Genomic DNA, 13,226 nt, shown 5'->3' with positions numbered 1-13,226 from the left:
ATGAGGGGGCGGGTGTATGGCTGTTTCCGCTCGGCTGAGGCTGCTCGACGGCTTCGCGCTCGACTGCGGGGCGAAACCCGTCCACCTGACCAGGACGCTCCAACGCCTCCTCGCCTTCGTCGCCCTGCGCCGCGAGGCCCACCGCGCCCTCGTGGCCGGCACGCTGTGGCCGGAGTCCGACGAGGCCAAGGCCTCCGGCCGGCTGCGGACGGCGCTGTGGCGCCTCCAGCAGTCCGGCGCGCCCGTGCTCGCCGCCCCGGTGCTCGCCGCCGCCGGCGAGACGCTGCGGCTGCACGCCTCGGTGCGCCTCGACGTCGACGAACTGCTCGGCGGCATCGGAGAGTCCGGGACGGGCGACCCGCGCGTACTGCTCGCCGGCGGCCCGCGCGAGCTCCTGCCCGGCTGGTACGACGACTGGGTGCTGCTGGAGCGCGAACGGCTGCGCCAGCTCTACCTCCACACCATGGAGAAGCTCGCCCTGCGCGACCTCCGCGCCGGCGACTACGGCGGCGCCCTCGAAGCCGTCCACGCCGCGCTGCGCGCCGAGCCCCTGCGGGAGAGTCCGCACCGGCTGCTGCTGGAGATCCACCTCGCCGAGGGCAACTACAGCGAGGCGATCCACACCTACCACGCCTACCGCCTGTTGCTCCAAAGGGAGTTGGGGGTGAACCCCTCTCCGGGGATGCGGCGCCTGCTGGACGCGGCGGTGCAGGCGGCCCCGGGCGCGGACGACGGGATCGCGCGCGCCCGGCTCCGCTGATCCTGTGGGGCCTGTACCGGGGGCACGGCGCGGGAGAATGCACGGTAGGGATACGGGGTAAACATCCGGCCTATCCCGGCCGGACTCCCTGGCGGGAACGCTTGACGCCTGATGCGGGCGAGGATGAAGCTGGGTATACAAAGTACATATGCGCGATACACGTACAGAGCTCCGTGTGGAAGCATCTGGAGGCGATCATGCCGCGCAGCCCGTACCTCCCCATCCCGGACAGTGACCGCACCCCGCGCGCCGGGGCGAGCGTCGTCGGCCCGGCCAACCTCTCCGAACCACTCACCGTCACCGTCTACTTGCGCCGCGACCCGGCCGCGCCGGCCCCGCCCGACCTCCTCGAATTCGCGCTCACACCACCGGCCAAGCGCAAGCCCGCCGACCACGGCGAGGTCGACCGGGCCTACCGGGCCGCCCCGGCCGACATCACCGCCGTCAAGGCCTTCGCCCTCGACCACGGGCTGACGCTCGGCACGGTCAACGAGCCGGCCCGCAGCGTGCAGCTGACCGGCACCGTGGAACAGATCTCGAACGCGTTCCAGGTGACCCTGGCCCGCTACCGCTACCAGGGCCGCGACAGCCGGTGGCACACCTACCGCGGCCGCGAAGGCGCCGTCCACGTACCCGCCGAACTCGAAGGGATCGTCACCGGCGTCCTCGGCCTGGACAACCGCCCGATCGGCGCCGACCTGCGCACCCGCCAGGCCACCGCCGCCCGTACGACGATCCCGGCCGTCGCCGGCGCCCGCATCCCGGCCGGCACCTTCCTGCCGACCGAGCTCGGCCGCCACTACTCGTTCCCCGCGGGCACCACCGGCGCCGGCCAGTGCATCGCCGTGCTCGCCTTCAACGGCATGACCCAGCCCGGCCGGCCCTCCGGCGGCTACAGCCTCGACGCCCTGCGCAACTACTTCGTGAACGTGCTCGGCAACCCGATGCCGGACATCACCGACGTGGTGGTGGCCGGCCCCGGCAACGACCTCGGGAGCGACGACGGCAGCGACCCGGCCGACAGCACGCCCGAGATCATGCTCGACCTCGCGATGGTCGGCGGCCTGGCCCCCGGGGCGAAGATCGTCGTCTACTTCACGGTCTTCACCGAGCAGGGCTGGGTCGACGCGATCCACACCATCGTGACCGACACCGTCAACAAGCCCACCGTGATCTCCTGCAGCTACGGCAACCCCGAGGACTCCGCCAACTCGGCGTGGACACGGATGGCCATCACCTCCGCCGACCAGGCCTTCGCCCAGGCCGGCGCCCGCAACATCAGCATCTGCTGCGCCTCCGGCGACGACGGCACCAGGGACGACGCGAACGACCTGAAGGCCCACGCCGACTTCCCGGCGTCCAGCCCGCACGTGCTCGGTGTCGGCGGCACCAGCCTGGTGGCGAACACGGGCGGCATCGCCAGCGAGACGGTCTGGGACCAGGGCCCCGGGTTCGCCACGGGAGGCGGCGTGAGCCGCTGGTTCCCCGTGCCGCCGTGGCAGTCCGGCGCCCACGTGCCGCACTCGGCCAACCCGCCGCACAGCGCCGGCCGCGGTGTCCCGGACGTCGCCGCCGACGCCGACCTGGTGACCGGCGTCGTCATCCCGGCCGTCGACGGCCAGGGCCTCTACCCGATCGGCGGGACGAGCGCCGCCGCACCGCTCTGGGCCGCGCTGCTCAGCCGCGTCAACGAGGGCCTCAGCGCACCGGTCGGCTTCCTCAACCCGCTGCTCTACACGAAGCTCTCCACCGGCATCCTGCGCGACATCACCCAGGGCAGCAACGGCGCCTACGATGCCGGGCCCGGCTGGGACGCCTGCACCGGATTCGGCAGCCCGGTCGGCACGGCCCTGCTGAGCGGCCTCAAGGCCCTGTGACCCTCAAGGCCCTGTGACCCTCATGGCCCTGTGACCCTCAAGGCCCTGTGAGCCGCGAGGCCCCTGTGCGGTGAGTGGGCCGACAGCCCTCGACCGGCTGCCGGCCCACTCGCCGGTGCGTCCGGGACTGCCGGTCGGCAGGGCTCAACTGCCCAGGGGGCGGAAGGTCTTGCGGGGGGACGCGTCGATGGTGGCGCCGTTGACGTAGGCGAGCGGCGCGTAGTGGTACTGCACGCCGGTCGGGGCCTGGGCGGCGGGGCCGTCGGCGCCTTGGGGCCACAGGACGTCGCCGATGGCGGTGCGGGCGGGGACCAGCCAGTGGTCGCCTCGGCGGTAGGTGCCGGCCTTGGCGCCCGGGGCGGGCTGGAACCGGACCTGGACCCCGTCCTCCAGGTCGAGCCAGGTGTTCTCGACCAGGGGGAGTGCGCCGTCGTCCGCCGCCGCGAGGTGGTCCCAGCGGCGCAGGAACGGGTGGGGGCCGAGGCCGCAGTCGTTGTCGCCGTCCTGCCGGTCGAGGGTGACGAGGAGGTCGACGGCGTCGATCGCGAGGACCTGGCGCAGGCGGGGCGCGGGCCGGGGCGGGTCGGTGATGACGGTGTCGTCGGCGACGTGCCCGGTGGTGGTGTCGTCGACGAGTTCGACCCAGTCGCCCACCTCCAGGCCGAGCTTGCCGTCCCGGCCGAGTGCCGAGACGGTGGCGACCGCGCCGTGGAGGGCGGTGACCGGGAACACCACGGAGGCGTTCTCCCGGGACCACTTGAAGGTGGCGCCGGGGAGGAAGCCGCGGCGTGACTTCGGGCCGGTGGTGGCGGGCCAGGCGGGGCCGCCGGTGTGCACCTCGATGCGGTAGAGCTGGTTCTCCGGGCCGCGGAACCGGCTGTCCGGCGGCAGTTCGCAGCGGTCCTCGGAGACGGTCGGCGGCTGCTTGGCGCTGGCGCGCAGCTGCCCGGTGGGGCGGAAGGCGGCGAGGCGGGTGGCGAACTCGGTCAGCGCGTCGGCGGTCGTGGCGGCGGCCACCGGGAGTGCGGCGACCTGCCAGACGGTCTTCGCGCGGGCCGCCGTGTCCGGTCCGGGGTCGCCGAGGGCGACCTCGCGGATCGCCGGGTCCTGGAGGGAGGTGATCAGCCGCTCCCACACCCGCAGGTACACCACGAAGGGCTTGTCCTGGGGGAGTTGGGCGGTGGGGTCGGTCGGGTCGAGGCGCAGGTCCGGCTGGGTCCAGTAGGTGGTGTCGAGCTCGTTCTCGACCAGGATGCCGTCCACGTACATCCGGCCCGCCGGGATCTTCAGGTCCTCCTGGGGCTTCCTGCCCGTGACCGCGTCGATCGCGAAGCCGCCGCCGACGGCGGGTGCGACGGCGGGGCCGAGGAGGTCGGCGATCGTCGTGCGCAGCTGGTGCAGGAGGAGGGCGCCCTGTTCGTTCAGGTCGGCGTCGAGCTGGACGCGGCCCTGCTGGGTGAGGACGGCGGAGTAGTGCTTGCCCGGGTCGAAGGTGGTGCGGGAGAAGTCGCCTTGCATGGACGGGCTCCTAAGGGGCGGTCACGTGACGATCACGAGGCCGGCGTCGCAGCCGGCGGGGGTGTACTCGGCCAGGCGCAGCCGCAGGTTGTCCTCGCGCTGGGGCTGGAAGAGGTCGTGGAAGGCGCCCATCTCGGAACCGTCGTCGGCGCCGCGCCGGATCACGTCGGGGCAGTCCTGGGCGAGTTGGGCGTAGCCGGGGGTGCCGTAGCGGGTGCTGGTGAAGCGGGGGAGGGGCGGGCCGTCGACGCAGTGGAACCGGCGGGGCGTGCGGGAGCCGGGGCCGAGCCGGGTGAAGCGGACGCAGCCGGACTGGCGGTGGTCGACGTGCAGGCAGCCCGTGACGATGGTGTTCTCGACCAGGCCGACGGCGTGGGTGAGGACCGAGCCGAGGACGGTCGTGCGGCGCAGGTCGACGACGGCGTGCGCCGGGCGGCGGTCCGGGGCGGACAGGGCCGCGAGGCCGTGGGCGGTGGCGTCGAGGACGCTGTCGCGCAGCGAGACGCGGTTGGGCTCGGCGTGGACCTCGTCGGCGTTGACGACGACCGGGCCCAGGATGCTGTGCTCGATCCGCAGACAGGCCGGGGTGTCGGCGAGTTCGACGCTCGCCTCCTCGACGTGCTCGGGGTTGCACTCCTGGTCGAGCGACCAGCCGGGCACGAGCGTGCAGTGGCGGACGGTGACCGCGCCGACGCCGCCGGAGACGCGCAGGCCGCGGCCGGCGATGAGGAGGCCGTCGAAGGTGATGCACGGGGGCTTCCCACCTGGCGCAGGGCCGGGGCCGATGACGTGCAGGGCGTCGGGGCGGTTGCTGCTCCAGTCGAGGATGCGCACGAGCGGCCGGGTCCGCTGGGCGGCGCGGATGGTGAGGCGGTCGCCGGGGTCGAGGGTGACGGCGAGGTGCTCCAGGTAGTCCCCGTTGTCGGTGATCTCGATGACGGCCTCGTGCCTGCCGCCCGGGTCGGCGGCCTTGTCGGCCTGCCAGCGGCGCAGCGCGGCGTCGATGCCGGTGAGCTGGTGGCCCTTGCCGACCGGGTAGAACGCGGGCGGGCGGCGCAGATCGACCGGGCGGACGTACTCGCCGCCGCCGAGGTCGGCGCTGAAGCCGTAGTGGTAGTCCACCCACACGCCCTCGGTGGGTGCGTGGCGGGCGGGGAAGGCGATCCGGCCGAGGACGGGGTCGACCGCGACCTGGTCGTTGGCGGGGTGGTGGCGCCAGCCGGTGAGGTCGGCGGGCACGATCCGGTGCAGGGGCACGGGCTCGTCGCCGACGTAGACGCACAGGCTCTTGCCGGGGCCGTAGAACTGCGCGGTGCGCTCGGCGAAGGCGCGGCGGCGGATGAACGCGGGCACGGCGCTCTCGTCGGCGAGGCGCGCCCCGGGGGCGTTGACCGGGCTGACGATCAGCGGCGCGCTGTTGCCGAGCACGCTGAAGGTGAAGCGGGTGCGGGCGCGGTCGTCGCAGTGGGCGGGCGCGCGGGTGACGGGGTACGGGCGCAGCCGCCAGAGGAACAGGCCGACCTCGGGGATGTTGTAACGGCCCTGGGTGCGGGCCGAGTCGATGCGGCGGACGTCGACGGTTCGGGCGGTGCGCTCGAACGGGCCGCCCAGGCGGTCGAGTTCGTCGACGGCGTGGAGGTCGGCCGTGCGGCCGCGGGCGAGCCGGCGGCGGTCGGCACGGGGGTCGCGGCCGAGGAGGCGGACGGGCTGGGTGAGGCCGAGGAGGGTGCGGAACTCGACGGCGTGCGCGGGCCAGGCGGCGACGTCGGCGGCGAGCTGCTCCAGGAGGGCGAGGGTGCCCTTGCGGCGGCGGTTGGCGACGGTGTGGGCGACGTCGCGGCGGCCGGCGACGGCGGCGAGGAGGCGGCGGGCGGCCTCGGTGGGGGTGCCGCCGGGCGGGGTGGTCAGGGCCTCGGCGGAGCCGGGCAGGACGCGGTAGCCGACGAGCTCGCCGAGGTAGGGGGCCACCCAGGCCTGGCAGGTCTCGATGAACCAGTCGTCGGCGAGCTGGTCGATGTCGGCCTCGATGACGTCGGCCTGCTCCTGGATGACGCCGATCAACGCCCGGAGCGGCCAGCCCTGTTCGGCGTCCCGGGTGCGGACGACGGCGGGGAGGAGGTCGTACAGGCGGTCGGCGATCACGGGAGCCTCCGGAGGGTGAGGGCCTCGGGGACGTCGGCCGGGAGGACGGCGAGTTGGGCGGGGCGGATGCCGCGGTACACCGTGAGGTGGCGGCCGATGTCGAGCTTCGGCGAGTCCAACGCCGGGTTGAGCGCGGCGAGTTCGGCGAGGTCGAGGCCGTACCGCTGGGCGACCGTGGTCAGCGTGTCGCCGCGGACGATCCGGTGCCGGATCTGCTCGAAGTGGGCCGGCAGTGCCGGGAGGCAGGCGCTGGCCGTGGTCAATCCGTCGGCCAGCTGCGCCAGTTGGATCGGGGTGACGTCGCCGGGCACGTCCGCGAAGACGTGCACGTCCGTGTAGTCCACGCCCTCGACGCCCTGGATCGTCGCGATCGCCTCGCTCAGGTACGAGGGCCGCCCGAGCGTCCGCGCGGCGAAGCCGAACCGGGCCGCCAGCGCCGCCCGGACGGCGGGTTCCACGAGCTCCCACGCGTAGTCGGGCAGCACCTTGACGCCGGCGTCCAGCACGATCAGCCGCAGCTCCCGCGCGGCCACCCGGACCGGGACGCCGATGTCCCCGAAGTCCACCAGCGAGCGTTCGAGCGTGGTGAACAGGTCGGACAGCGGGTCGACCGGCGCGTCCCCGACCGCCGCGACGGTCACGTGCACCACCTCCCGGGTGCCGTCGAAGAGCTTGGCGGCGCTCGCCTTGCCGATGCCCGCCCGGGCCCGGGTGAAGTCCTCGTAGTCCTGGACGGACACCAGCCGGTCGAGCGCCCGCAGCCGCAGCGGAATGACGGTGCGCGCGTCGTCGGGGCCGTCGCCGTCGGCGCCGCCGGTGGCGGGCAGCGGGTTGGTGACGGCGCTGACGCCGAGCGGGCGGGCGGCGAGCTGGTTGACCTTGCCGGCGGGGAGGTTGCCGGAGGCGCCCGCGCCGGTGCGGTAGCGGGCGGTGACGTTCTGCGTGCCGGTGGGGAGCCGGGCGCCGTGCACGCCGTCGCCGAACGCGACGGTGGCGCCGCGCAGTTCGTAGGCGTGGTCGTTGGGGCCGTTGAGTGCGAGGGCGGGGGTCTCGTGCCAGGCGACGCCGTTGACGCGGGGGGTGAGGGAGTTCTGCGCGCCGAGGGGGTTGTCGGCGGCGGTCCAGGTGAGCGGGGTGGAGTCGGAGACGAAGTGCAGCGGGAACGCCTGGCCCGGCACGCTCGCGTCGCCGCTGCCGAGGACGTCGTCGCGGGTCTCGCCCTGGGTGGCGGCGACGACGTTGCCGAAGACCGTGACGCTGGACCGGCGGTAGGTGTAGGCGAGGTCGTTGGCCAGCAGGAGGCGGGTCTGCGGGCCCTGGCCGCGCTGGAGCACCGGCTCGCCGTCGACCGTCCGGTCCAGCCGCTGGCCGACGCCGGCGATCATGGCGAGTTCGGCGGCCTGCACGCCGCTGGTGTGCGGGACGTCGGTGCGTTCGCCGGAGACGACGATCCAGCGGCCGGGCTTGAGGCCGTCGTAGCACTGGGCGAGGTCGATCGCGGCGGCGCCGACGTCGTCGGGGATCGGCGGGCCGACGGGGGTGAGCGGCTCGCCCTGGGCCCACAGCGGGGTGCCCCTGGCGAGCTTCGACGCCTCGACCGGGGTGTCGAACTCCAGCATGGTGACGGTGACTTCACCGATCTTCCGGCCGCTCGGGTCGGTCACGTCGAGCTGGGCGGGCAGGACGCGGTCGGGGAAGAGGACGAGCGTGTCCGTGCCGTCGCCGGTGCCGACGAGGACCGGGCGCCCGGGGAGGACCGTGTCGTGGACGGAATCGAGGAGGACCTGGTCGACGCGGTTGTCGGAGGCGGGCGTCTTCCGCCGGGCCAGCGCGACGGCGGCGCGGACCCGCAGGACCACGAGCCCGGCGAGCGGCGGCGGGTCGGTGATCCGCTCGCGCCGCCACGCGTCGTACAGCCCGCTGAGCCGGGGGTCGGCGGCGGCGAGCAGCCGCAGGTGGGCGTCCGCGTCGGGCCGGAACAGCTGCCGGACGGACGTGTCCAGGGCGCGCGCCGACGTCGGCGGGCGGGACGGCGGGCGGCGCAGGGCCGGCAGGACGGGCGTCAACGCGACCAGCCCGACGGCCTGGTAGGGGTCGGGGCAGTCGTCGCCGCCGTCCGTGGGGTCGGCTTCGCAGCTCACCGGGCAGACCAGCGAGCGGGCGAGCGAGCGCAGTCCGGTGAGCTCGGGGTCCGTCCGGCGGGCCAGTCGGGCGGCGAGGACGAGCAGGGCGGCGCCGTCGCTCCGGACGGTGGCGACGGCGCTCGGGGTGGTGGTGGAGTCGGACCCGAGCCAGTCGGCGAGGGCGCAGCTCGCGCCGCGGGCCGCCAACGCGACGGCCTCCGTGAGCCGTTGGAGCTCGGGGGCGACCTCGAACAGGGCGCCGGCCGGGGTGAGCGTGGGCAGGAGCAGGGCCGCCAGCGGGGTGAGGATGTCGCTGACGATGCGTGCCGCCACCGGGTCGGTACGGGTCACGGCGTCCCCGGTGGCGGTGCGCACGGCGTCGGCGAGGGCGGCGACGGCGGCGGTGAACGCGCCGAGCGGTGTGGTGGCGGAGACGAGCGTGACCTCGGTCCGTCCGGCGGTGAAGTCGACGGCGGACTCGGCGACCGTCCGGGCGTGGACGTCGGGGGCGAGGCCGGTCGGGGCGAACGTGAACAGCAGCCGGTCCCCCTTGCGGAGGTTGGCGGTCGTCCCGTCCACGGCGAAGGTGACGAGCGCCGAGTCGATGTTCTCGCGCGTGATGTCCGGCGGGTCGGCGAGGCGGACGGCGAGGGTGTTCCACTCGGCGCGGGCGACGAGGTCCTCGCTCGTCTCGAAGGTCTGCGGCAGCTGCCCGGCCGCCGCTTGGCTCTTCACCCCGGACCCGGCCGGGACGAGGGTGTGCGCCCCCGGGTCGAGCGTGTACGCGAGGTGGGTGCTCGACCCGAGCGGCGGGCGGGGGCGGTGGCCGGCGAGCAGGCCGAGGTGGTCGAGGGACTCCGGCTCGGTGGCGGTGCGCAGGTAGCCCTCGTCGGCGATGCGCTCCTGGTAGAAGGTGAGCACCTCGCCGACCACCGCCCAGCAGTCGAGCAGGGCGATCGCGGGGTCGTCCGGTTCGCGGGTGGTGAGCGGGTCGAGGGCGCGGCGGCTGGAGAGCCGGGCGAGCATGGACGCGCGGAAGGTCGCGTAGGTGCCCGCGCGGTAGGCGAGCGCGGGCTGCCCGGGCGGGTTGAAGACGGGTGTCGGCGTGACGGCCTCCACGCCTGTACAGCAGGTGTCGGCGCAGGAGCCGGACGTGCAGGTCATCGGCCGCCCTCCAAGTCGAGCGCGAGGCGGCCGTGTTCGGGCCGGGACGGGTCGTTGTCGAGCTGCGCGACCTCCAGCGGCCCGATCGGCAGCACCCCGCTGGTGAGCGCGTCGCCGCGGTCGGCCGGATCGGCGAACAGGCGGTGCAGGCGGGTGACTTCGGCGTGCTGCACGCCGGGGACGGCCGCTGCCGCCGCGACCAGCCGGCTGACCCGGACGGGGTCGCCGAAGACGAGCGCGTCCGGGGCGAAGAGCGCGGCGAAGGCGGCCAGCAGCCCGGCGCGGACGTGCCCGGCGACGTGGTCGGGCTCGACCCGCACGTGGAGCGCGACGTCGAGCGGGACGAGCGTCGCGGTGGACTCCGCGAGGTCGTGGCCGATCCGGCGGTAGCGGAACAGCGCCGCCCGGACGGCGTCGAGCAGCGCGTCGGGGGCCGTCTCGGTGCCGAAGGCCTCGACGGCCACCTGCGCCTCGTACCAGCTGCCCGTCCAGCGGAGGTCCGCCGCCGCCCGGCGGACGCCCGGGACGGCGGCGGCCAGCGCCGCGTAGTCGTCCGCGGTGATCGCGCGCAGGAGCCGGGTGGTCGGCACGACCGGCGCGAGGCGGCGGACGTCGTCGACGGGCTCGGGATCGACGCCGCCGGCGGCGGGCAGTGGGTTGCGGACTGCGCGGATGCCGTGCTGGTGGGTGGCGCAGAGGACGATCCGGCTGATCGCCTCGGGGCCGACGTTGCCGGGCGTGCCGTTGCCGACGCGGTAGCGGGCGGCGCACTGCGCGCCTGGGGCGTCGGCGAGGGGGAACGCCGCGCCGTTCAGGCCGTCGCCGAAGCGCAGCAGCAGGACGCCGTCGTCGTCCGTCTCGCCGACGAAGTCGCGGTCCGCCGGGCCGCTGTCGAGGAGGTCACGGCGGGGGTGCCAGTCGTGGCCGTCCTGGTCGGTGAGGCAGACGGCGGGCAGCGCGGCGCGGGGGTCGGGGGTGGTGGCAAGGGCGGCCGGGCCGCGGAACGCGGGGTCGTCCTCGCGGAGGTGCGCGGCCTCGTCCTCGCCCCAGCTCTGCCCGAGCTCCCAGCCCTCGGCGTCGTGCCGGAGCACCTGGCCGGCCCTCGCCCGGCGGACGAGCTCGCGCAGGCGGGCGAGCTTGGCCGCGAGGAGGTCGTCGAAGCGGGCGAGCAGGGTGCGCAGCGCCTCGCGCGGGTGGTCGTCGGCACCGAGGCGCTGGAGGACGGCCTCGCCGAACAGCACGACCAGATAGGCGCGTTCGGCGGGAGTGAGCGTGCCGTCGTGCGGGGGCAGGCGGTGCCAGATGGCGGTGAGGCGCTGCCGGGCGCGGTCGGGCAGGCCGAGGAGGCGCGCGGCCTGGGCGGCGGCGATGACGGCGTCGGTGGGGAAGGGGGCGCTCTGCGTCACGGGGAGCAGGCGCAGCGCGGGGGAGAAGCGGACGGGCAGCGGCGGGTAGGCCGGCCGGCCGACGGTGTCGTCTGCGCAGCACGAAGGACAGCCGGGTTCCTGCGCCGGCGCGACCGGCACGTCGATCGGCTCCGCCGGCTGGCGGCACCAGTCGATGCTCGCGCCGTGCTCGACGAGCACGGTGTTGCCGCGCGCGACGCCGACCTCCAGGTCCGTGCAGTCGGGGCCGCCGCGCGCGCTGACGCAGAGCGGGAAGGCCAGCGCGTCCTCGTGGGCCCAGGTGACGTTCAGGAGGGGCTGGTCGTAGAGCCGGTCGAGGTCCTCGGTGACGGAGACGAGGCGGACGGCCTGGCGGTGGGTGCGGTCGGCGTCGGCGGGGGCGCCCGTCCTGGCGCCGAGGACCTCCTCGAAGACCAGGACGTCGCCGGGGCGCAGGCACAGGGCCCGGCGGTCCGGTGAACCGTCGGCGAGGGAGGCCGAGGTGGCACCGGCCGGGAGGCAGCACTCGGCGTCGCCCCACGTCCACACGTGGATCAGGTTGTGGGCGGGGCGCAGCGGCACGGGTTCGGCGTGGACGGGTTCGAAGACCTGGTACGGCGGCAGGTGGCGGCGCTGCTGGAGGTCGGCGGCGAGCAGGGCGGGGCCGAGCTCGGGCAGGACGGTGGGGGCGAGCGTGAGGAAGCGGAAGTCCCCGGCGGGCAGGGTGAGTTCCTCGTCGGTCTCCAGGCAGACCCAGGCGCGGGCGGCGCAGCCGTCGTGCATGGCGTAGTCGACGAGCCGGGCGTGGCGGCGCACGGAGACGCGGTGGCGGGCGGTGTCGAGGTAGGCCTCGGTGGCGGCGGCGTCCTGGCGGTAGCCGAGGCGGTCGGCCTCGTAGGCGAGGAGTTCGACGAGGGTGATGACGAGGTCGGGGACGTGCCGCTCGGTCCAGGCGGGCATGGTCAACGAGAGCCGGTCGAGCAGGAGTTGGCGGAAGCTCGCGTAGTCCTTGGCGAGGTAGTCGATCTCGGGCGCGGGCGGGTGCGCGGGCGCGCAGGTGTCGGCGGGGGCGCAGTCGAGCGTCGCGCATTCGGGCCGGAAGGTGAACGCGGCGCTCGCGTGCCGGGGGTCGAATCCGGGGTATGGGTCGGTGCTCGGCCTGCCGTGCGGGTCGGCGCGGACGACGCTCAGACGGTAGGCGGAGAGATCGCCGGGCCGGTCGACGGCGAGGACCAGCCGGTCGGCCAACTCCCGTTCCGCGTCGGCCTCCCGGCGCACCGCCGTGACGGTGATGCCGGTGATCCGCTCGCCGCCGTCGATGCGGAAGTTGGCGGGCGTGAGGCCCGCGGGCGCCTTGCCGAAGAGGACGACGACGAGGGCGTCGTCGAGGACGTCCACGCTGTCGATGCCGTTGAGGTCGGAGGAGCGCAGCTTGGCGCGCCGCCGCTCGTCGGAGCAGGTCATGCCCCCACCTCGCTACGCTCGGCAGAGGCTGTGACCCATGGGCACCTCTTGATGGTTCGCTCGCTGCGCTCGCTCACGGCGCCACGCTCCCTTCGAGGACGTCGGTGCGGACCTCGCCGGTGGCGATGAGCAGGTAGCGCAGCTCGATGCGCAGGGTGCTCTCCTCGGCCGTCACCCGGAGCGAGTCGACGACGATGACGTCGCCGAGCCAGCGGTGCAGGGCGCCCTCGGCGGAGACCTGGAGGGCGGCGGCGAGTTCGACGCTGTCGGGCTCGAAGACGAGGTCGAGCAGGCCGCAGCCGAAGTCGGGGCGGTTGACGCGCTCGCCGGGGGTGGTGAACAGGAGCTGCTCGATCATGTCGCGCACGTGGTCCGGGTAGGCGGCCTCGGCGGTGCGGCCGCGGCCGTCGATGCGGAAGGGGAAGGCCGGGTCCATGGCTCACAGCCCCGTGACGAGGGTCTGCATCGCAAGGACCAGCGGAGGAGCGGGAGTCGGCGACCCGATGCACACCCCGCCGCCGGGCACGGGCGGCGGGGTCGGCGGCGGCGCCTGCACCAGCAGCGGCGCGCCGTTGACGAGCACGGAGGACACGTTCGCCCACTGCACGGTCGCGCACGGCGGCGTCACGGCGCAGCCCGCGATCACGAGCCGGCCGGCGCTGGTCGCGACCGGCATCCCCTGGACCAGCGCCCCGGGCGGCCCGGCGGGCAGGATGGTCACGGTGCCGCCGTGCGGGCAGGTCATGGTCGCTCCGGTGTGGAGGGCGAGGCCGGGCATGTGGTCCCCCAAGCG

Annotated in this window: 8 protein-coding genes; 2 read left to right on the top strand and 6 right to left on the bottom strand. The window is 74.9% G+C overall.

The genetic code is table 11. The features are described 5' to 3' along the window. Window positions 1-16: 16 nt before the first annotated feature. Together ACFVSN_RS02340 and ACFVSN_RS02335 are read left to right on the top strand one after the other, a co-directional pair. Complete coding sequence (locus ACFVSN_RS02340; RefSeq protein WP_380491123.1) at window positions 17-760, top strand: BTAD domain-containing putative transcriptional regulator; 744 nt, start codon at window positions 17-19, stop codon at window positions 758-760. Between the two features lie 197 nt (window positions 761-957). Beyond that, the gene (locus ACFVSN_RS02335) at window positions 958-2,637 is read left to right on the top strand and encodes a protease pro-enzyme activation domain-containing protein (RefSeq protein ID WP_387599513.1); all 1,680 of its coding nucleotides are present in this window, start codon (window positions 958-960) and stop codon (window positions 2,635-2,637) included. A 144-nt stretch (window positions 2,638-2,781) separates the two neighbouring features. Here the strand turns inward: ACFVSN_RS02335 and ACFVSN_RS02330 are convergent, their stop codons facing one another. The 6 genes from ACFVSN_RS02330 to ACFVSN_RS02305 form a co-directional block, all read right to left on the bottom strand. Further along, complete coding sequence (locus tag ACFVSN_RS02330) at window positions 2,782-4,155, bottom strand: DUF6519 domain-containing protein (RefSeq protein WP_387599516.1); 1,374 nt, start codon at window positions 4,153-4,155, stop codon at window positions 2,782-2,784. Between the two features lie 21 nt (window positions 4,156-4,176). Continuing rightward, the gene (locus ACFVSN_RS02325) at window positions 4,177-6,297 is read right to left on the bottom strand and encodes a hypothetical protein (RefSeq protein ID WP_387599519.1); all 2,121 of its coding nucleotides are present in this window, start codon (window positions 6,295-6,297) and stop codon (window positions 4,177-4,179) included. Next, window positions 6,294-9,584: a putative baseplate assembly protein gene (locus ACFVSN_RS02320; RefSeq protein WP_387599522.1), complete on the bottom strand. Its 3,291-nt coding sequence runs from the start codon at window positions 9,582-9,584 to the stop codon at window positions 6,294-6,296. The genes ACFVSN_RS02325 and ACFVSN_RS02320 overlap by 4 nt, the downstream gene beginning before the upstream one ends. Beyond that, window positions 9,581-12,433, bottom strand: a complete 2,853-nt coding sequence (locus tag ACFVSN_RS02315; RefSeq protein WP_387599525.1) for a putative baseplate assembly protein — start codon at window positions 12,431-12,433, stop codon at window positions 9,581-9,583. The genes ACFVSN_RS02320 and ACFVSN_RS02315 overlap by 4 nt, the downstream gene beginning before the upstream one ends. A gap of 73 nt (window positions 12,434-12,506) precedes the next feature. Continuing rightward, window positions 12,507-12,869 (bottom strand): GPW/gp25 family protein, encoded by a 363-nt coding sequence (locus ACFVSN_RS02310; protein WP_387599527.1) that lies wholly within the window; start codon window positions 12,867-12,869, stop codon window positions 12,507-12,509. 3 nt (window positions 12,870-12,872) lie between these two features. Further along, entirely contained in the window at window positions 12,873-13,223 is a 351-nt protein-coding gene (locus ACFVSN_RS02305; protein WP_380440832.1) for a hypothetical protein, read from the bottom strand. Window positions 13,224-13,226 lie beyond the last annotated feature (3 nt).

The sequence above is a fragment of the Kitasatospora sp. NPDC057904 genome, assembly GCF_042887925.1.
Classification (GTDB): Bacteria; Actinomycetota; Actinomycetes; order Streptomycetales; family Streptomycetaceae; genus Kitasatospora.
This window is presented reverse-complemented; position numbering and strand designations above follow the sequence as displayed.

What these genes read in the sequence shown, in the direction of transcription:
- ACFVSN_RS02310 (WP_387599527.1), bottom strand. Translation starts at nt 12,869, where the DNA reads ATGGACCCGGCCTTCCCCTTCCGCATCGACGGCCGCGGCCGCACCGCC.
- ACFVSN_RS02330 (WP_387599516.1), bottom strand. Translation starts at nt 4,155, where the DNA reads ATGCAAGGCGACTTCTCCCGCACCACCTTCGACCCGGGCAAGCACTAC.
- ACFVSN_RS02335 (WP_387599513.1), top strand. Translation starts at nt 958, where the DNA reads ATGCCGCGCAGCCCGTACCTCCCCATCCCGGACAGTGACCGCACCCCG.
- ACFVSN_RS02315 (WP_387599525.1), bottom strand. Translation starts at nt 12,433, where the DNA reads ATGACCTGCTCCGACGAGCGGCGGCGCGCCAAGCTGCGCTCCTCCGAC.
- ACFVSN_RS02320 (WP_387599522.1), bottom strand. Translation starts at nt 9,584, where the DNA reads ATGACCTGCACGTCCGGCTCCTGCGCCGACACCTGCTGTACAGGCGTG.
- ACFVSN_RS02340 (WP_380491123.1), top strand. Translation starts at nt 17, where the DNA reads ATGGCTGTTTCCGCTCGGCTGAGGCTGCTCGACGGCTTCGCGCTCGAC.